The organism is Geodermatophilus sp. SYSU D01106 (genome assembly GCF_054049995.1).
This window is the reverse complement of record NZ_JBJGYM010000005.1, coordinates 198,135-217,929: the sequence shown is the minus strand read 5'-3', so window position 1 is coordinate 217,929 and position 19,795 is coordinate 198,135. Positions and strand designations below refer to the sequence as shown.

General features: G+C 66.7%; 15 protein-coding genes. 9 read left to right on the top strand and 6 right to left on the bottom strand.

What is annotated here, in order from left to right:
- Positions 1 to 7: 7 nt before the first annotated feature.
- From ACI78R_RS07900 to ACI78R_RS07890, 3 genes are all read right to left on the bottom strand, one after another.
- A complete protein-coding gene (locus ACI78R_RS07900) occupies positions 8 to 772 on the bottom strand; it encodes an AAA family ATPase (protein ID WP_457040280.1) in 765 nt (254 codons plus the stop codon).
- A complete protein-coding gene (locus tag ACI78R_RS07895; RefSeq protein WP_457040279.1) occupies positions 769 to 2,427 on the bottom strand; it encodes a hypothetical protein in 1,659 nt (552 codons plus the stop codon). Before ACI78R_RS07895 ends, ACI78R_RS07900 begins: the two co-directional genes overlap by 4 nt.
- 158 nt (positions 2,428 to 2,585) lie before the next feature.
- Positions 2,586 to 3,200: a hypothetical protein gene (locus ACI78R_RS07890; protein WP_457040278.1), complete on the bottom strand. Its 615-nt coding sequence runs from the start codon at positions 3,198 to 3,200 to the stop codon at positions 2,586 to 2,588.
- A 659-nt stretch (positions 3,201 to 3,859) separates the two neighbouring features.
- On the opposite strand from ACI78R_RS07890, the gene ACI78R_RS07885 reads away from it, so the two are divergent.
- Positions 3,860 to 4,324 (top strand): hypothetical protein, encoded by a 465-nt coding sequence (locus tag ACI78R_RS07885; protein WP_457040277.1) that lies wholly within the window; start codon positions 3,860 to 3,862, stop codon positions 4,322 to 4,324.
- A gap of 196 nt (positions 4,325 to 4,520) precedes the next feature.
- Here the strand turns inward: ACI78R_RS07885 and ACI78R_RS07880 are convergent, their stop codons facing one another.
- Positions 4,521 to 4,670, bottom strand: a complete 150-nt coding sequence (locus tag ACI78R_RS07880; protein ID WP_457040276.1) for a hypothetical protein — start codon at positions 4,668 to 4,670, stop codon at positions 4,521 to 4,523.
- Between the two features lie 669 nt (positions 4,671 to 5,339).
- Here ACI78R_RS07880 and ACI78R_RS07875 point away from each other — a divergent pair.
- From ACI78R_RS07875 to ACI78R_RS07845, 7 genes are all read left to right on the top strand, one after another.
- The gene (locus tag ACI78R_RS07875) at positions 5,340 to 7,085 is read left to right on the top strand and encodes a type I restriction-modification system subunit M (protein ID WP_457040275.1); all 1,746 of its coding nucleotides are present in this window, start codon (positions 5,340 to 5,342) and stop codon (positions 7,083 to 7,085) included.
- Entirely contained in the window at positions 7,082 to 8,311 is a 1,230-nt protein-coding gene (locus ACI78R_RS07870; protein WP_457040274.1) for a restriction endonuclease subunit S, read from the top strand. The genes ACI78R_RS07875 and ACI78R_RS07870 overlap by 4 nt, the downstream gene beginning before the upstream one ends.
- A complete protein-coding gene (locus ACI78R_RS07865; RefSeq protein ID WP_457040273.1) occupies positions 8,308 to 11,511 on the top strand; it encodes a type I restriction endonuclease subunit R in 3,204 nt (1,067 codons plus the stop codon). The genes ACI78R_RS07870 and ACI78R_RS07865 overlap by 4 nt, the downstream gene beginning before the upstream one ends.
- Positions 11,508 to 12,875 (top strand): DUF5655 domain-containing protein, encoded by a 1,368-nt coding sequence (locus tag ACI78R_RS07860; RefSeq protein WP_457040272.1) that lies wholly within the window; start codon positions 11,508 to 11,510, stop codon positions 12,873 to 12,875. The genes ACI78R_RS07865 and ACI78R_RS07860 overlap by 4 nt, the downstream gene beginning before the upstream one ends.
- A 30-nt stretch (positions 12,876 to 12,905) precedes the next feature.
- Positions 12,906 to 14,693, top strand: a complete 1,788-nt coding sequence (locus ACI78R_RS07855) for an AAA family ATPase (protein ID WP_457040271.1) — start codon at positions 12,906 to 12,908, stop codon at positions 14,691 to 14,693.
- A gap of 317 nt (positions 14,694 to 15,010) precedes the next feature.
- Positions 15,011 to 15,517 (top strand): hypothetical protein, encoded by a 507-nt coding sequence (locus ACI78R_RS07850; RefSeq protein ID WP_457040270.1) that lies wholly within the window; start codon positions 15,011 to 15,013, stop codon positions 15,515 to 15,517.
- Between the two features lie 902 nt (positions 15,518 to 16,419).
- Positions 16,420 to 17,172, top strand: coding sequence for a hypothetical protein (locus tag ACI78R_RS07845; RefSeq protein ID WP_457040269.1), 753 nt, complete (start codon positions 16,420 to 16,422; stop codon positions 17,170 to 17,172).
- A gap of 723 nt (positions 17,173 to 17,895) precedes the next feature.
- Here the strand turns inward: ACI78R_RS07845 and ACI78R_RS07840 are convergent.
- Together ACI78R_RS07840 and ACI78R_RS07835 are read right to left on the bottom strand one after the other, a co-directional pair.
- On the bottom strand, positions 17,896 to 18,117 hold the full coding sequence (locus tag ACI78R_RS07840) for a hypothetical protein (RefSeq protein ID WP_457040268.1): 222 nt from the start codon (positions 18,115 to 18,117) through the stop codon (positions 17,896 to 17,898).
- A gap of 274 nt (positions 18,118 to 18,391) precedes the next feature.
- Complete coding sequence (locus tag ACI78R_RS07835) at positions 18,392 to 18,763, bottom strand: STAS domain-containing protein (protein WP_457040267.1); 372 nt, start codon at positions 18,761 to 18,763, stop codon at positions 18,392 to 18,394.
- Positions 18,764 to 19,188: 425 nt separating this feature from the next.
- On the opposite strand from ACI78R_RS07835, the gene ACI78R_RS07830 reads away from it, so the two are divergent.
- Entirely contained in the window at positions 19,189 to 19,464 is a 276-nt protein-coding gene (locus ACI78R_RS07830; protein WP_457040266.1) for a hypothetical protein, read from the top strand.
- Positions 19,465 to 19,795: the final 331 nt, after the last annotated feature.

The window sequence follows — 19,795 nt, the reverse complement described above, 5'->3', positions numbered from 1 at the left end:
CGTCCTGTCAGGCGTCGGGGGAGGCGAGGGTCGGCAACTTGCGGCGGATCTGGGCGAGGTCGTCGGCGGTGACGGCGCCGGTGACGTCAAGGCGGTTGAGCCAGCGCACGGTCTGCACCCAGCGGCGGAGCAGTCCGGCGCAGGCGGCCTGGTCGTGCTGGGCGAGCAGCCGCGTCGGGGTGGCGGCGAAGCGGGCGTCGAGCCGCTGCACGGCCGCGATGAGCCGCTCTCCGCGCAGGGGCGCGAAGGTGACCTCACCCATGATCCGGCTGAGCAACTGCGGATACTGCTGGGCGGCGCTGATGACCCCGGTCCCGACGACGACCAGCCCGAAGGCGTGGTCGCTCTCCTCGTAGAGCCAGACGAGTTCCTGCAGGGCGTTGGCTTGGGTGTTCTGCAACTCGTCGACGATGAGGACGCCACCCCAGGTGCGGAAGATGCGCAGCAGGTCGTCCTGCATCTGCACGCGGGTGCCGGTGTGCGGCAGGCCGGTGAGAGCGACGTGGGTGTAGCGGAGCAGGTCGAGCGGCTTGGGCCGGAACGACATGGTTGCGACCGCGGCAGGCCGCTGCGCGTGCTGGGCGACATAGCGGGCGCAGGTGGTCTTGCCGGTGCCCGGGGGCCCGTCGAAGGCCACGATGTCGTTGCCATCGAGCACCGCCTGGGCGGTGAGGAAGCCGTCGGTGAAGAATTCGGTCTGCACGAGGCTGGTCTCCAGGCCGAGGGCGACGGTCTGCTGGTGCATCACACCGTCGACGGCGAGGCGGGTCACGGGATCTCCTGGTCGTTCTGGGCGGGATTCGGGTCGTCGGGGGTGGTCCGGGCGGGGGACGGTTCGGCCGGGGGCGACGTGGTGATCCCGGGCAGCGCGGCGCCGTACTTGGCCGAGAGCCGGTTGTTGACGTCGGCGCGGGCGGCCTCGACGGCGGGATCGGGCTCGGCGGTGACCGGGACGCGGGGCGCGGCGGGGCGCCCGGACTTCCGGCCGGTCCGCGTCGCGGGCCGCGTTGGCGGGAGCGCGTCACCCTCGGCGGCCGGGGTGTCCTCGGTGGCGACGCTGTCCGCTGCCGTGTCGGTGGTGTCCGAGTCACCGGCCAGGGCGGCGGCGCGGTCGGCGCTGCCGTCGTAGTCGCCCTCCTCGTCGCCGTAGAGGGCGCCCGCCGCCGCCGCGGCGGCCATCTGCTGGCGGTGAGCGATGACCCCTGCCTCGATCGCCTTGAACTCGCGTTCCTTCGCGGCGCGCTCGGCCATGAACGGAGCCACCTGCTCGCGGGTCATCCGGTCGGCCCGGATGGCCTGGCACACCCACTCACCGTGCAGATCGAAGACCTCGATGAAGTCCCGGTTGGTGGGCAGATAGCGGATCAGGTAGCGGCGGCCGTACTGCATCCCGGTGCCGAAGTAGAAAGCCCCGTCGAAGTTCAGGCCGTTCTTCGTCCACATGTAGGTCATGTCGCCGCTGGTCATCAGCGCCGTCCGGTACTCCACCGGATCGAGGAACCGCTGCTCGGTGGGGTCCGCCGCGTACGCGCCCAGCCGATAGTCGCCGTGCTTGCGCATCCGGATCGTCGTGTTGATCTCGTTGACGGCGTCCTGCAGCAGATCAGTGAACGGGGTCCAGGCCAGCACCTCGTGCGGCTTGATGTCCTTGGGCAACTTCGCGGCGTGCCGGGAGGCGCCGGTGTGGATCTTTCCGGCGTTGGTAGCGCCGGGCGCCCGGTTGGCCAACCGCTGGTTGAGGAGGCCGAGGTGGCGTTCGGCGGGGCCGTTCTGCCAGGAGGAGTAGGCCGCGGTCGGCGTCATGATCCAGCCGAGGTTCTGGACGCCTTCGCGCATGCTCGGTCCGAAGTGCGCGGCGGCGTTGTCACACACCACCTGTTCGGGCATGCCACCGACCCGGACCCCGAAGTAGTCCCGCTCGATACCGAACTCCACCAGTCCGGCGGCGACCATGTCCCCGTTGACGTGCGTCTTCCACGGGATCGCGTGCATCAGGCTGCTGTAGCCGTCCACGATCACCGTGACCTGTGGGCGAATGGGGGAGCGGTGCTTGTGGGACGGCCAGACCCACAGGTCCAGTTCCGTGTGGTCCATGTACCAGGTGTGGTTGCGGTGCGGCGGCCTCCACGACAAGTACGGGCGGTTGTTGACCAGCCCCGGATAGCCGTCGATTACCGCGGCCAGCACCGTCGGGTCAGTCCGCTCCCGGATCGCTCGCGCGAACGTCTCGTAGGAGCAGGTGATCTCTCCGGCTTCCTCCAGCGCGTCGAAGGCGGCGGTCATGGTCCGCTCGTGCGCCAAGACGGTGAGGTGCTTGACGGTCGGGGTGTAGACCTTCCGCGCGCTGTCCGGACGCGGCGCCGTCGGGTCGATCGTCTTGAACCAGTGGTAGACCGCGCGGGTGGAGACGCCGAACTTCGCGGCCACCGCCTGCACGTGTAGCGGGAGTGGACGCCCACCGTTGGCCAGGCGTCGCAACTGAGCGACCGCCGCCTGCCGGTCTGACCAACTGTGCCGCCTCCGGGCGGACGCCCCGGCGGGCGCGGTGGACTCGGGCTGGGCGGCGGACAGCCGCCGTGCGCCGGTCATGCCGCGTCCTGCGCGGTGAGCGCCGCCGGGTTCAGCGGCGAGGTGACCAGCGACTGGAGCATCCCCCGCGGGCTGATCCAGACACACGCCCGGCGGTGGCTGAGCGTCAGGACGCGGACACCCGCGAACCGGTCACCGTAGGTCTCCTGCCCGGCGGCGAGGTACCGCTGGACCTGCGCCCAGGTCTCCTCATCGAGGCTGGGCTGCACGTGCCGCCATGTCTTGATCTCGTCGAAGAAGACGCCGACGGTCGGGTGCTCCCAGGCCAGGTCGACGCGGCCGGTGCCCGCGCTGACCTCGGCGCCGAGGAACGTGGTCGGCGGTGGCGGCACGAAGGCGGACAGGTACTGGCTGACCATGCCGGACACGCGGGTCCGGGCCTTGTCCAGCCGCCCCATCGACTTGTCGGTGACCGTGGCGGCCACCGTGGCGGCGAGCGACGAACGAAGTGTCTGCGGGCCGCTGGCCTGGGCGACCGGAGCAAGCACCCCGACGACCCGGTGCACGAGTACGCCGACCTTGCTGTCCCACGCCCGGCTGTCGTGGGTACGGGTGGACTGCTGGTCGTACAGCGGGGTGGGCAGGCCGACCTGTGCGGACAGACTGCGCATCGTGACTCGTGGGAGCGGCACCGCGGGGACGGGTGGCTGAGCAGGCGTGGGCACGGGTGCTCCAATCGAGTCGTCGGTTGTGAGCCCCCGGCCTGACGGCTCACCAGGGTTCGCCGTCAGGTCTGAGGTCTCTGCCTGCCCTTGCGCACGCGCAGCCCCCGCTCCAGCACCGCCACAACCGCCACCTCCCTCGCTGGTATCGAACACGTGTTCGATCGGGTCGACACCGTAGGGCGCGGCTGGGGCACCTGCCAAGTCCTGCCCGGAGGGCGGTCTCCCGCCCTGCGTCGGAGCGGGGGTGACGACGTCGCGGCCGTCGGCGTCGACGGCCGCGAGGTGGCTCGTGCGGCTGGGATGAGGCATGGCGAGCGCATCGGCCCACCGGCCCACGTCACTCGACGAAAAGGACTTCTTCTCAATTGACGAGCGTTCTCGCCCGTGCGGGCGGAGCGCGGCGCTACGTGAGTCGTACCGCGTCAGGCTGCACCAAGTGGCTTGACGGCGTCCATGCGTCTCGCGCTCGGCTACTCCCGGATCTCTCAATTGATTAGCGCATTCCTAGGGTTGTGCTGCTCGACGGGGCGGCTCCTCTCGGGCGCCTCCTCCCTGCACAGCACGGTCCCGACGCGCTCTGGACCTGTCCGAAACGGCGAGCACCCATGACCGAAGACGCCCCGTCGACTGCCGCCAAGGTCATCAATGGCGTCCGCTGCTGCGCCTTCGGCTACTGCCGCGCTCCCTTGGTGCAGCGAGGCCGCAGCCTCTACTGCTCTGACGAGCACGTCCGAGCCGCCCAAAGCCGCATGACCGTCGAGGCGGTGGCACGCCGGGCGGCAGAAGCCGAGTACCAGCGGATCAGCCGCGGGGAACGCAGACCTGAACAGCACCTCGGATGGCTGACCACCACCGACGGCGTCGTCCTCGACGGACACACCGTCCTCGAACTCCGAGCGCTGATCGACCAACACCGCCGAGCCGTCGGCGAACTCGTCGCTCTGGTCCGCCGTCCCGGAGCCACCGCGCAGAGCCTGCAAGGCCAGTTGGACGACGCCGTCCTGCCGTTGGACCGGAACCTGCTCGCGGTCCTGCACCGAGTCCTAACTCAACCGCGACCACTCGACTGATCTTCGGGTGACGAGTCGAGTACAGGCCGGGAGCGGGACTACTCGTCGCGTGCAAGGCCGCCGCGTCAGGACGGGGTCGTAGTCGGACGGTCCGACGGCCAAGGTCGTAGCAACCAGCGCTACCAGCGGACGATGAGGTCGACCGACAAGAGCATCAACCTCGGCCCGCCACCTGGCGGCACTCAGCGAGGTGCTGTCAGTCCTGCCCTGCGGCGCGCCTGAGTTCGTCTTCGCTGTAGCCGAAGGCGTAGTCCTCGTCCTGACCGGACGACAACCAGGCGTCTGCAGCGTCGTAGACGCTGTACGAGGGGGCGTCCTGACCGTCTTCGTGGTCCTCGCCGATCATGCAGCGACAGTCCTCCGCGATGCCTGACTGCCCTACCTCCTGCGCGTCGATAAAGCGGTAGTGCTTCGGTCCTGTAGGCATCCGCAGCCACGCCCTCGATCCGTCGGCGTTGTTCGCTCAGAGCCACCCTGCCACGACACCGTCCTTGTCGACGGTCCCGTTGCAGATCCAGGGAGCGCCGCCAGACCCACCCGCCGCACGGCGGATGGGTCTGGCGGCGCAGCACCCATCAGGACCGCCAATGCAACCCCGGAGCGCCAGCACTCGACGGCGGTCCGGGCACCGTCCGGCTCCACGACGTAGGCCACAACTTCCGCCAGCAACAACATGAGGCACAGCCGAGGTGCCGCCGCAGGGCCACCCGCTCCGTCCTGTCGCTTCGCTGGGCTACCGTCCGCGCCGGTCGCCGTCGACTGAGCGACGGCGGCGACCGGCACCGAGCGCGACTGCGACCAGCCCGGACGGACTCGACCCCGCCCAAGGGTCAGTCATAGCGTCCGCCGCCTCGGCAGGACCGCGTGCCCGGCTCCGAGTGGCCGCGGAGCCGGGCACGCACCTCACCACGGACCCAGAGGTTCGCGTCCCACGTCCTGTCCGACCGGTCAGTTAGCGTCGACGCCTGCCGATACCGGCACGGAACGTAACCGCATGGCAGGGAGCAGGGCGCACGTGACCCAGGTACAGGGCTTCAGCGACAAGGTCGGCTTCATCTGGTCGGTCGCCGACCTGCTCCGAGGCGACTACAAGGCCCACGAGTACGGCCAGGTCATCCTTCCGCTCACCGTCCTGCGCCGCCTCGACTGCGTCCTGGAGCCCACCAAGGACGCGGTGATCAAGCGCGCCGCCGACCTGGAAGGCAAGATCGACAACCCGGAGCAGTTGCTCCTGCGTGCCGCCGGACAGTCGTTCTTCAACATCAGCCCGCTGAACTTCGACCGCCTCCTCGAAGACGCTCCCAACATCGCCGAGAACCTGCGGACTTACATCCGCGGCTTCAGCACCGGCGCCGTCGAGGTCCTTGACAAGTACGGGTTCGACAACCACATCACCCGCCTCGATAACGCCGGACTGCTGTTCCACGTCATCGGCCGGTTCGCCGAGATCGACCTCCACCCAGACGCCGTGCCGAATGAGGCGATGGGCTACATCTTCGAGGAACTGCTCCGCAAGTTCTCCGAGATGAGCAACGAGACCGCCGGTGAGCACTTCACCCCACGCGAAGTCATCCGCCTAATGGTCAACATCCTCTTCAGCGAGGACGACGACGCGCTGCGTGGCAGCGCTCCTGTGCGGACGATGTTCGACTGCGCCGCGGGGACCGGCGGCATGCTCACCGGTGGCCAGGAGCACCTCGCGAGCCAGAACGCGAAGGCGCGTCTGGAGGTCTTCGGCCAGGAACTCAACCCCGAGACCTGGGCCATCGCCCGCTCCGACCTCATGATCAAGGGCCAGGACCCGACTCGGATCCGGCTCGGCAACAGTCTGTCCGACGACCAGTTCATCGGCCAGCGCTTCGACTACATGCTCGCCAACCCGCCGTTCGGCGTGGACTGGAAGCGCATCCAAAAGCAGATCGATGCCGAGAAGCAGCAACTGGGCTTCCGCGGCCGATTCGGCGCCGGGCTGCCGCGTGTCAGCGACGGCAGCCTCCTGTTCCTCCAGCACCTCATCAGCAAGATGAAGCCCGTTGAAGCAGACGGCAGCGGCGGCAGTCGCATCGCCATCGTCTTCTCCGGCAGCCCGCTCTTCTCCGGCGGTGCGGGCAGCGGCGAGAGCGAGATCCGCCGCTGGATCATCGAGAACGACTGGCTGGAGGCAATCGTCGCCCTCCCGGACCAGTTGTTCTACAACACCAGTATCCACACCTACTTCTGGGTCGTTACCAACCGCAAGGCCGACCACCGCAAGGGCGAGGTCGTCCTCCTCGACGCGCGCCAAGACTTCGCCAAGATGCGCAAGAGCCTGGGCGACAAGCGCAAGTACATCACCGATCGGCAGATCGAGGACCTGACATGGGTATACCACCATGCATTCGACGAGGCCGCCGGTGATCAGCGCGTCAAGATCTTCCGCAACGAGGACTTCGGCTATAGGCGCATCGTCGTTGAGCGGCCGAAGTGCGATGAGGGTGGGCAGCCCATCAAGAGTCGCAAGGGCCTTGTAGCCGATCCGGACCTCCGCGACAACGAGAACGTCCCGCTGACCGAGAACGTCGACGACTACATGAAGCGGCAGGTTTTGCCGCATGTGCCAGACGCATGGGTGGACGAGAACAAGACGAAGATCGGTTACGAGATCCCCTTCGTGCGTCACTTCTACCGGTACACACCCCCGCGAAGCGTCGACCAGATCGACGCCGACCTAGGCAGTGTCGAAGCAGAGATCCAGAAGGTCCTCCGCGAGGTGGCTCAGTGACTGAACTGAAGTACATCGCGGACGTTCGCGTTAGTAACGTCGACAAGAAGACGCACGAGGGCGAGCAGGCGGTCCGGCTGTGCAACTACACGGATGTCTACTACGGCGATGCGATCGACGCCTCCCATGGTGAATTCATGGCCGCCTCGGCCTCAGCGCAGCAGATTGCGGCTTTCCGGCTTGAGGTCGGGGACACAGTTCTCACCAAGGACTCGGAGACGGCTGACGATATCGGCGTAAGCGGCTACATCGCCAGGACGGCTGACGACTTTGTCTGTGGATACCATCTCGCCATCGTTCGCCCACGGCCGGGAGTGCACCCTCGATTTCTCTGCTGGGCACTGCGCGGGGCTTCAGCGCGCGAACAGATGGCGGTTGCTGCAACCGGAGTAACCCGCTATGGGCTTCGGTCGGACGAACTAGCGAATCTCGACGTCAACCTTCCGCCTCTCGACGAGCAGAGGCGTATCGCTGACTTCCTGGACACCCAGGTTGGTCTGCTCGATCGCGCGCTAGGACTCCGCCTGCAGCAGAAAGCACTGCTTTCTGAGCGTTACGAGGCCGAGGTGGAGCGGCGCATTCGTCCCGAGGGTACTGCCACTCCCGAGATTCCTGCGCGCTTTCTGGTCGAGCGCGTGGGCGTGGGGATCGTCATTCAGCCAGCAGCGCTCTACACCGAAGACCAGGAGGGCGTTCCCGCGGTTCGCGGCAAGGACATCTCTCCCGGACTGATCGCCCCTACCGACCGGCTAGTGAAGATCACCCGGGAAGGGCACGCACTGAACCGGCGATCGGAACTCCAACGAGGAGACATCCTCGTCGTACGGTCCGGCAAGGCAGGGGCTGCGGCACAGGTGCCCGACGACCTGATCGGCGCCAACTGCGTCGATGTTGTTATCGTGCGCCCGGGTTCGATGCTCAATCCTCGATACCTCGAATACGGCATCAACTGCCGTCGAGCACAGGAGAGCATCTCCGAGCATTCTGTGGGGGCGATTCAGCGTCACTTCGGAGTCGAGGACATGAAGGCGCTCCCGTTGGTCCCGCGCTCCCTCTCTGAACAGGAGCAGATCGGACGATCCCTGGACGCGCTCGTGGACCAGCGGCGTCGCACCGAAGACCTACTAGACCGAAGCCTCGATCTTCTAAAGGAGCGGAAGGGCGCGTTGGTGACGGCGGCCGTCACGGGGGCCTTCGATGTAACGACGGCCAGGAGTGCGGCGTGACCGTCCCTGTGCACAGCGAGGGCGCGTTCGAGGCCGCCATCGAGGCACACCTCGTCGCCGACGGGTGGGTATCAGGATCCTCGGGCGACTACCGGCGTGACCTGGGGTTGGCCCCGACGGTGCTCTTCGAGTTCCTCCGGGCGTCGCAGCCGAAGGCGTGGACGTCGCTCGTGCGGGTCCACGGCTCGGAGGCGCTGGCCGAGGCCAAGTTCGTGAAGCGCTTGACAGCGGAGATCGACGCGCGGGGCACGCTGGATGTGCTGCGGCGTGGGGTCGAGGACAACGGTGTCAAGGTCCGACTGGCGTTCTTCAAGCCAGGGCATGCGCTCACACCGAACCTGATGGCGCTCTATGACGCGAACCTGCTGGTGGTGATCCGACAGGCGCACGCGATGGAGTCCAACCCCCAGGACAGCGTGGACTTGTTGTTCCTGATCAACGGGCTGCCGGTCGCGACCGCGGAGTTGAAGAACGAACTCACCAATCAGAACGTCGAGGACGCCAAGAAGCAGTACCGGCGGGACCGCAACCCGCACGACCTGGTGTTCGCCAAGCGGACCGTCGTGCACTTCGCCGTCGACCCCAACCTCGTCTTCTTGACGACTCGACTGGCGGGCGAGGACACCTACTTCCTGCCGTTCAACCAGGGCTCCGGCGGACCGGGGAAGCCGGGCGGTAAGGGCAATCCGCCCACGAGCACCGGCTACCGCGCCGCCTACCTGTGGAAGCAGGTCTGGCAGCGGGACAATTGGCTGGACCTGTTCGGCCGCTTCATCCACGAGGAGAAGCCCATCGCCAAGAAGGGGAAGAAGACCGCGGCACGCGGCAAGGTCATCTTCCCGCGCTATCACCAGTGGCACGCGGTCCTGCAGTTGGCCGGGCACGCTGCCACCTACGGCGCAGGCCGCAATTACCTGCCTCAGCACTCCGCGGGCTCAGGTAAGAGCAACACCATCGCCTGGCTGGCGCACCGACTTTCCACCTTGCACACCCCCGCCGACGTCGCCGAACTCACCGATCACGCGCGGGATACGGGACTCGGGGCGAACGAGCGGATCTTCCATAAGATCATTGTGGTGACCGACCGGGTGGTGCTGGACCGGCAGTTGCAGGACACGATCTTCCAGTTCGACCACACCCCGGGACTGGTCGAGCGGATCGACAAGAACAGCAAGCAGTTGACCGCTGCCTTGTCCGGGTCGCGGGCGCAGATTATCGTCACCACGCTGCAGAAGTTCCCGGTGATCGCGAAGGCCGCGACCGACCTGGGTGACAAGCGGTTCGCCGTCATCGTGGACGAGGCCCACTCCTCTCAGTCCGGGGAGTCCGCCAAGGGCCTGAAGGCGGTTCTCGGCACGCAACCAGAAGTCGCCAACCGGCTCGCCGACGAGTTGAGCAGGGACGAAATCACCGACGCGCTGTGGGACGCCGCCGAGGAGTTCGACCGCGCCCTGGAGGAGGCCGGGGACCCGGAGGACGCGTTCGCGGCCATCGTTGAGTCGCTGCGTAAGTCTGCGGCGATCCGCGGCAAGCAGGACAACTTGTCGTTCTTCGCGTTCACCGCGACCCCGAAGCACAAGACTCTGCAACTGTTCGGTGAGCACGTGGTGGACCTCGCCTTCGAGGGCGGGGTCCGGCTAGAGCCGTTCCACCTGTACTCGATGCGCCAGGCCATCGAGGAGGGCTTCATACTCGACGTGCTGGCCGACTACGTGACCTACAAGACGTACTTCCGGCTTGCCAACGGGCTCGGCGCCGAGGATCCCGAGGTGGACAAGGGCAAGGCCAACGCCGCGCTCGCCCGCTTCGTCGCGCTGCACCCGTCGAACCTGGCGCAGAAGGCCGAAATCATCGTCGAGCACTTCCGCACGGTGACCCGCCACCAGATCAACGGCGAGGCCAAGGCCATGGTCGTGACCCGCTCCCGGCTACACGCGGTCCGCTATAAGCAGGCCATCGAGGCGTACATCGCCGAGAACCGCTACACCGACCTGCGCGCCCTGGTCGCGTTCTCCGGCAAGGTGGTCGACCCCGACGGCAGCGGCGTCGAGTACACCGAGTCGAGGATGAACACGACCCCGGACGGCAAGCCGATCCCGGAGACCGAGACCGCGAAGCGGTTCAAGGGCGACGAGGACAACGGCTTCCCGGTCGGCGACTACCAGGTCCTCATCGTCGCGGAGAAGTACCAGACCGGCTTCGACGAGCCCCGCCTGCACACGATGTACGTGGACAAGAAGTTGGAGGGCGTCAAGGCCGTCCAGACGCTGTCCCGGCTCAACCGGACCATGCCGGGGAAGAACAGCACCTTCGTGCTCGACTTCGCCAACGACGCCGAGGACATCGCCAACGCGTTCAAGCCGTTCTACGAGCAGTCCTGGACCGAACCGACGGACCCCAACGTCCTGTTCAACCTGCGCACCCGCATCCTCGCCGCCGGAGTCATCGACCCCACCGAGATGCGGACCCTCGTCGCGGCGTTGCTCACCAGCGACGCCAGGCACCACGAGAGCCTGTACGCGCAGACCGACAACGCCGTCGTCCGCTACCAGGCCATCGAGGACTCCGAGGACCGTGAGGACTTCCGCACCGCGCTGCGGGACTTCGTCCGCACCTACGCCTTCCTTGGCCAGGTCGTGCCCTTCGCCAGCGCAGACCTGGAGGAGTTGTACTACTACGGCCGGATCCTGATCACCCGGCTGCCTAAGGACGACACCGACGACGGGGGCGACATCGACCTCGGCACCGCCGCCGTGCTCACCCACATCCGCACCGAGAAGCAGGCCGAGCAGAACGTCACCCTCGCCGAGGGCGACGGCGTGCCGGTCCGCGGCATGCAGGGCGGCGGCAGGGGAGCGCAGCACCTGCCCGAGAAGGTCCGACTCTCCTCGCTGATCGACGTGCTCAACGACAAGTTCGGCATGAGCCTCACCCAGTCCGACCAGATCTGGTTCGACCAGCAGGTCGAGGTCGCCGTCCGCGACGAGGACCTACGCGAGGTGGCCTCGGCCAACACCGAGGAGAACTTCGCCTTCGAGTTCGACCGGCGCTTCGCCGACGTCATCGAACAGCGGCACAGCCTCAACGACGACCTGTTCCGCATGTTCTTCGACAAGCCCGAGTTCCAGGAGGCCCTCACCGCCTGGGCTCGCCGCGAGGTCTACCAGCGCATTCAGTCCGAGTTGGGAGACGTCGCATGAACGGGGAACTGGTCTTCACCGTCAGCGGCTCCTCCGCGGTCGCTGCTCAGCCGATCAGCCTGGCCGATGCCGGACTGAAGGAGCGCCAGCACCTGCAGGAGTGGGTGATCGCCCACCCGCAGGTGCTCGGGCCGTCCGTGAAGATCGTCGCGTTTGAGTTCGGCAGTTGGTCCGGGCACACGGGGGAGAAGGAGAAGGACCGCCTCGACGTCCTGGCCCTGGACGCCGACGGTCGCCTGATCGTCGTCGAACTCAAGCGCGACAAGGCGCCCGACACCGTGGAGATGCAGGCGCTCAAGTACGCCGCCCTGGTGTCCCGGTTCACCCGCGACGACCTCGACAAGGTCCACGCCCGCTTCCTGTCCAAGCGCCGAGGCGCCGACGTCACCGCCGAGGAGGCCGCCGCAGAACTCGACGAGTGGGCCACCATCACCGACGACTCGTTGCGGCTGCCCAGCGTCGTCCTCATGGCCGCGGACTTCCCGCAGACCGTGACGGCCACCGTCGTCTTTCTGCACCAGCAACTGAGTCTCGACGTCCGCCTCCTGGCTTTCCAGGCGTACCAGACGGCCAACGACATCCTCGTCACCGTCTCCCAGCACTACCCTCCGCCGGGCATCGAGGAGTTCGTCCTCTCCCCGGAGATCAACGAGCAGCAGAAGGCCAAGAGCACCAAGCAGAACAAGCAGCGCGAGGTCTCCACGGTGGCCCGGTTGATCGAGGCTGACCTGCTCAGCCCAGGGGAGCGTCTTGAGTTCCGGGCACCCTCGCCCGACCTCCAGACCCAGATGGGGGAGTGGCTCGACGCCGAGACCGGTCGTCGCTTTGCCACCTGGCAGGACGACGCCGCTGCCCCGCTGATCTGGGAAGCCGACGGCCAGTCGTACTCGCCGACCGGCCTGGCCCGACTCGTCCTGGAGGAGGCCGCAGGCAAGACCAACCAGGTGCAGGGCCCGCTGTACTGGATCACCGAGTCCGGCCAAACGCTCGTGGATCTCGCGGCCACGCTGCCGCCAGCCGCCGAGGTTCCACTCGACGTACACACCAGCAAACTGAGCCACGTGCTCAAGCCGGTGTGGACATCATTCGACGATGCGCTGATGCATCTCGCGCCTGACATCACTCGCCAATCGCGGGTGAAGTCCATCAAGTATTACCGCAAGAAGAAACTGTGCGACCTGCTCGTCCACGGGGATCACCTCAGCGTCTACATCCGTGGCCTCAGCACCACTCAGCACCCGATCGGAAAAGGCGTAGTGGTTGGGGGAACGCCCCGGTATGTCCATGCGCAGATCAAGACGGCGGCGGACATCCCGACAGTTCTGGCTCTGCTGCAGCAGACATACGACAAGCAAGGCGACTAGCCGAGCGCTAAACCGGCCGATCATGCCGCCATGATCAAACCTTCAGGAGGGGACATCACCACGGAGCACCAAGAGCGACCTGCTCGCCGTAAGGCAGACACGGTCCTCTCCACTGCGCGCGTTGCCTCGCTGGAAGTTGCCCACTTCCGCGGCTTTGCGCACACGGTCACCGTGCCGTTCGGCCCAGCAGCGAAGCCTACGTCCGTGCTCATCTTCGGGGAGAACGGGTCCGGCAAGTCCTCTGTCGTCGACGCAGTGGAATGGGCGTGTCAAGGGCGCATCGGCCGGTCCGCGAGCGTCCGCTCCGGCCCCGGAGTGCTTCACGAGGGGTCCAAGGAGGCTGAAGCGGAGGTCCGCGTACTTCTGAGCGACGGAAGGAGCGTCGCCCGGCGCGCCAGCCTCGACCTCGACGAGAAGATCCACGTGTCCGGCGACTCAGTGCCCAAGGACTTCGCCCGGGTCCCGATGTCGTTGAAGCGAGCCGACATCCTCCGCTTCCTTGAAACCGTGCCGCGCGAGCGCGGCAGATTGTTCCTCGATCACGCGCTCGCCGGATCCGTCAAGCCCGCACCCACCGCGGCGATCGACCCACAAGAGTTGGTAGACCAACGGCACGAAGCCAAGAAGCGGATGCACGAGGTCGCGGGAGAGATCGCCGCGTCGTTTGACGCGCCCGCGCCCAGCAACAGCAGCGAAATCGACGACCTTCTCGTGCAGCACGTATACAAGGGACTGCCCCCTGACCACTGGGCACGCGTCACCGTTCCACGCCGCCTCGAAGGCCACCTCCGCGAGATCGCGACCTTGCGCCGTCAAATCAGCGATATCAACCGGCTCAAGATGACCGCCAAACGGGTCGCACCAGGCGCCCCTCGTCGCCTCCAGGAAATGCACGCCATCCTCGGCGACGTCAGCGGTTGGCTCACCAGCGCCTTCCACCGCATTACCGGCGCCACATACGTCGCCCGGATCGACGCCGAGTTCGGCGCATCGAGTGACATCTCGATCGACATCTGGGTCACGCTAGCGAACGGCGCGCGCCGAACTCCGCAGCAAGTCTTCAGCGAGGGCTACCAGGACTTGATCGCCCTGCTCTACTTCCTCGCCGTCATGCGCGCCGCCGGGCAGGCCGGACAGGCACGCGTCCTCATCCTGGACGACGTCCTGCAGAGCGTGGACTCCGGCATCCGCCTGTCGGTGATGGAACTGGTCGTCGAGGAGTTCCGCGACTGGCAACTGCTCGTCACGGTTCACGACCGGCTGTGGCGGCTGCAACTGCAGGAGGTCTTCCGCCGGGCCAAACACCCCGTCACCGACGTGGAGATCCGCACCTGGGAGTTCGGCGCCGGACCCCAAGTAGTGACCGCCTCGCCGGTCGACCCGGCAACCTCCCTACGCACGGCCCTGACCACGCACGACCCACATGTCGTTGCCGCCGTCGCCGGACGCGTTCTGGAGCAGATCAGCGACCGGATGAGTTGGACGATCCCCATCACCGTCCAGCGCCGTCGCCACGACGACTACACCCTCGGCCACCTATGGCCCGGCGTCCTCAAGACCCTGGCGAAAACCACTTGTGCCGCCGCCGCTCAGGACGCCGACCGCTGGCTCCACCTTCGAAACGCCGCAGGTGCGCACTACAACGAGTGGGCAGAGTCGCTGTCCTGGACCGATGCGGAGCAGTTCGGGCAGGCCGTGCTCACTATGCTGGACACCCTGCGATGCGTCTCTTGCGGCCTCTGGGTGGAGCGCAAGGGGCAGTCCTCCTTCGCCTGCCGATGTGGCGCGGTCAGCGTCACCCCGGTCAAGGTCGCCTGAGCCTCGCCCTCAGGCATACGGGACCGCGGCTTGCTCCAGAAATAGCAAGATCGCCCGAACGGATGCGCCGGACCTGCCCTGAGCCCGCGGAGGGCTACCTGACTGAGTGTCGTCGCCGCGACCGCAGATAAGTTGATGTAACCAATTACCGCTTCGCCTTCAACTGTGTGCGCTGGGTAGCGAAGCGCTCGGATTGTAGCCGATTACGGCGTGTCGCCTAGGTGTCCTGTTCGTCAGTCATTGCGCCACTTCCTCAAGGGCGTCCACGATCCCGCTTCAGCGCAATCGACGGACGTGGTCACCGTTAAGGGGGAATCATGAGTGACGCTGTGGTCGGCGACCTACCTCGGGAGGAGACCTTCTCCTCCCCCGTTCAATTATTCTTGGGCTTGCCGCCGGTCCTCGGCGGCGAGGCGCGGAACTTTCGCTTCAACGGAACGCGGACATTTCGTTTCGAGTCCTCGTCGGCGGGCGTGAAGTTGGCCATGTCTCTAACCGACTTCCGCATGGTGAACGACGAGGCGAAGCTAACTGTGGGGTTAGGGAGGAACCAGCGCAGTGTCAACCTCCCCTCCATAACCTGGACTCCATCGGTCTTGTCCGTAACAAGCAGTGGCGGTTTGTATGATCCGATAGAAGGAGTATTCTCCATCGCCTACCGGGTTGAAATCCCACCGTTGGCGCTGGCTTTCCTTGAGATTTCGACCGACACGCTGCCCGTCAACGTGGTCGAGAACGGTCGATTGACACTAGGCCAACCGCGTTCGCTGTCGTCCCAATTTGGTCTGCAGACCGATCCCGCCTACTCTGGCCCCCTATCATGACTTGCTGGGGTATCGCAGGCTGTGTGCCGAGTGTTGATATCGCGCTGACTGCCGATCTTGACAACGAAACCGTGGACGTCTTCCATGCGACTACGTTGTACGGTTGTCCTGGCGACGAGTTTGTTCTGCGTTGGGGAAGTGGCGACAGGGACGTGACGCGCATCGAGATTGACTCCGATGTCGAAGACCTCAGTCTTGGTGAGGTTGAAAGGCCACGGGGGAGTCGTCGCTTGATTGTCCCTGAAAGATCGGCCGTGTTTAGGGCGCGGGCCTTCGCTCCAGATCCTGAAGACAGTGCCGAAGAGTGCGTCGGAGTGGCCGTGTGCCGTCTTATAGTTGTTGAGCGCGGCACTACGTTCTCCATGGTCGCCTCGCAGCAGGGCGGAGATGGCTGGACGTACGAGGTTGAGATCGCCAACACTCGGGCCACGGCCAGTGTATCTGCATACTGCATTCAGCCGACATGTGGTGCTGGATGCGCTACCCATAATCCACCGATTAGCGGATACAACTACTTAGGCTGCTCCTCGGGCGACTTGTGCAACGTCGACTGGCTCGGCCAGAAGACGGGGACGGACTTCATTGGCTTCCAATTGGGCGCGCAGAATGCAGCGATTGGCGCTGTAGATGAAGCCACAGCGGTTTTCCTAGGACCCACTCCGCTGGCTGGCTCCTGGTCTTTCCGGTTTGCGGTTCGCGCCGGACGGCCACATAATGCTCAGGCGCACTTCTTGGTCGGGCTTACCTGCTGACGCGTGGACCTTGGGTCCACTTGCGGTTGGCATGCTGCGTGGCACCCGAAGAAGATTCGCATGCGTCTGGTAGGCATCGATCTGATTCCCGTGCGAACACTGGCCGCTTCAGGTGTGATCCAGAAACCTGCTTCAAATTGAGGTGAAGGCGTGCGCACGGCTCGATATGTACTTGACGATACGTATTACTCGCTGGAGGAACTGGCCTCCTTGCTGGATCGCCGCCTATTGCGACAGCCTGCCTTGGCTTGCGGTACGGGGTTACCTCGGCGCGACGTTGTGTACATCTTCGAGGACTCTGGCGCGTTGGAGGAGTGGCTTCTCTCCCAGCAGAAGGACATGTTCGCCCCGGCCCTGGAGCGCCTCAGTGTGAACCGCGAGGAGGCTCGCTCGGTCGAGGGCGGCGATACCGCGAGACTAAGGGCGCGGCAGAAAGCGATGGCTGGCCGAATACTTGAGGACTTAGAAGTGCTCAGCGTTGCTACAGGGCAACCCTTGAATTCCCGTGAACTGTTCGTTCGAGCCACCGTGCAGGCTTCGGCGCTAGAGGGACCCATCTTCGATCCCGCAATTGTGTGGACCGGTCCAAACTACACAGGTAGAGCCCTGCCGGTCACATTGCCATACGTTGATCTGACCGAATGGCCGGAGATGAACAACAGTGTGAGTTCTCTGCGTGGCCTTGGTATCACTGTGCTTTACGACAGGCCGTTCTTTCGGGGAGCATCGCTCTACGCTGTCGGGGCCCCATTCGTTGAGTTGTCAGATCTAGCGAATGTCTCCCCCTCCTTCGGTGGACTGCCCAACTTCAACAACCGCACGTCCTCGATCAACGCGGGACCGTTGTGGGAACCTTGGCCGTTCACTCTGCCGGACGACCCCGTTGGAGACGAGCCGTGGTGAATGACGGACCCATGGCGCTGTGGATCGCATAGCGAGCGTCCTACTGGGTGCCCATACGGCAAGCCATGGAGCCAAGCCGCCATGCAGATCGACTAGGTCCTCCTGGCGACGTACCTACGCGATGCCTTCGAGGGGGTACGCGGGCAAATAGCGGCTGTTGACTTGGTCGCCGTCTCCCTGGACGTGCCCGTGCTGAAGTCGGGGTCGACGGCCGTGTCAGCGCTGGGAGGTGGCTGCCGCCGGGTTCAGTGACATGAGGAACGACGCTAGGACGACAGTTGTCAGCTGATGTGAACGGCCAGGGATTGTCCCTGCTGGCGCGGACAGCAATGTCCGGGTTCCTGACAGCAATGTCCTGAAGTCGGCCAGTAGGACGTTCTTGGCCGCAGAGGTCGTCACCGGCCCGGTTCCTTCTTGGGGCCGGGCCGGTGGCGTCCAGCGGACCGGCGCGCTGGACGCTCGAGGCGGTTCGTGCACACAACCGGGGGACGGGACAACGGCAATGGCACGCCCGCGGCGGCCGTTGACCGACCCGGACCCCGCCGACAGCGCGCAAACGCTGCGATGGCGGCCCTGCGGCGGATACTCGCCGATCCGGCGGAGAAGTGGTGCCCACCGACCGACGGCGAGCTCGCCGCGGGTGTACGGGACCTACGGGTCCGCGGCCCTGACGTCTCGCGCCGGACCGCCGGCCACCGGCTCTGAGGTAGGCGCCGCCCCGGGTCAGGCGAGCCGGGTGAGCAGTCGCCGTATCGGTGGAGGCATCCACGTCGCCACGTCAGACCACCGCTCGCTGTGCTGGCGTTGCACGGTGAAGGCCTGTCGAGCGTGGTCGCGCGGGAGCGCGCTGGCGTAGCTCCGCCCGCGGGCGACGGCGCTGCTGTCGTCGACCTCGGTGAAGCATGCGATCGACACCAGGTTGACCGTCAGCCGGTAGTTCGGCACGCGCGCACGCTACGACGAGGACCTGCACGACTTGGGAACCGACACGTCCCGAGCAGCACGGGTGCACGAGCCGGTCACCCGCGGACCGCTGCAGCGGCTGGGCCGACATGCGGGTGCGGGCCGTAGATGTCCGAGCCGTCCAGTCGGGCCACCGTCTGCGAGTTCAGATTCGCCTCGGCCGAACCCCTCTCGGCAGCTGACCCGGCGGACGGTCGACTGCTGCGCCGATGGCATCGACCAGCGGACAGGTGGTGGGCCGGTGAGCGGGTCAACCTCAGCTGACGGTTTGCGGCCGGCCTCCGACACCTCCGTCGAAGTGGCCGACGCCGGTGGCGGCCGGCGCGGATGCCGGGTGGGCGGCTTCGACCGGCACGTCGCCCAGGCCGGCCATCGACAGCAGTCGCCGGAGAAGTGGGCGCGCACCGACGACGGCGATGACCGCGCCGGCGTCGGCGGCCGCGCGGCGGCTCGACGCTAGCGCGTGCAGCCCGGCCGTGTCGAAGAAGGCCAAGCTCGCCAGGTCCAGCACCCACACCGGCGCGGCCGCGGCGGACAGCATCGAGCATGCCGCGGCCAGGTGTCCGCAGGTCTCCCGGTCGAGCTCACCGGCGAGCGTGATCCGCCCGGCCGGGAGCTCGAGCGTCATGTGCAGCCCGGGCGCAGACGATGCGGCCCGGGCAGCTGGCGGCCTGAGTGAAGTCGTGACTCTCGTCGTCGGCTGCATGGCCCGTCCTCGACTCGAATGCGCGCCGCGACCACCGCCCTGGAGCTGGCAGTGGTGCTTCGCGCACGGAGCGGGCCGGGCATTCGACCCGGCCTCACGGTAGCCCTCCCGGCCGCATCGGCGCCCGCGGCCGCGCGGATCACCCTCCAGGGTCCTGGAAGTCGCAGGACTGCTCACGGCTGTGCCGCCATCCCGAGCGCCGCTGATTGCAGGACCGGGCCGGCATCCCGCGAAGATCCTCTCGGCGGGAGGAGCGCGGAGCGCCCTTCGTCTGCGGGCAAGTCGGCGGGCGCGGCCCTTCGTCTGCGGTGCTAGCCGGCCAGCGGACCCCCGTGGACGCTCGGGCCATGACGGTGGCTACGGATCCGTCGCCACAGGCGCAGCGGTGGGGCGCGGCCCTGCGCGCCTCGGTGGCCACGATCCGAGAGGCCGCCGCGACCGTCCAGCTGGTGGCGTGCAGCTATGACGAAGTCGCGGCCGCCGCGGACGCCGCCGCGGACAGCAACCCGGCCGGGCCCGATCGCGACCGGGCGGTATGGGCGCGGGCACGGGCCGACGCCCAGCGCCGCTTGGCGCTGCGGATGTGGGCGCGAGCGGCCGAGCTCGAGTCCGAGGGGTCCTGACCGGTAGCCCCGGTTGGCGAACCGACACCCCCTCGATGCGTAGCGCCGTGTTCGCTCGTCCAGCGGTGCCCTCGACCGGCGTCTTCGCTGAGTACGGGTGGCCGCGCGTGGCCCGTTCCCGGACGGGCAGGACGCCGCTGAGCAGAGGCGGGGGTGCGCGCGGCGCCCTTTGACCAGGCAGCGGGGGCTGAGGTGGACGGAACGGCCGGCAACCAGAGGACCCCGCGGGCCACGGTGCCGGTGGGCCGGTTCGAGGCGGCGGAACATCGCGCCGCCGCCGCAGCGGAGCGGGCCCACCGTCTCGCGGCCGGGCTCGTCGCTGATGCCTCCG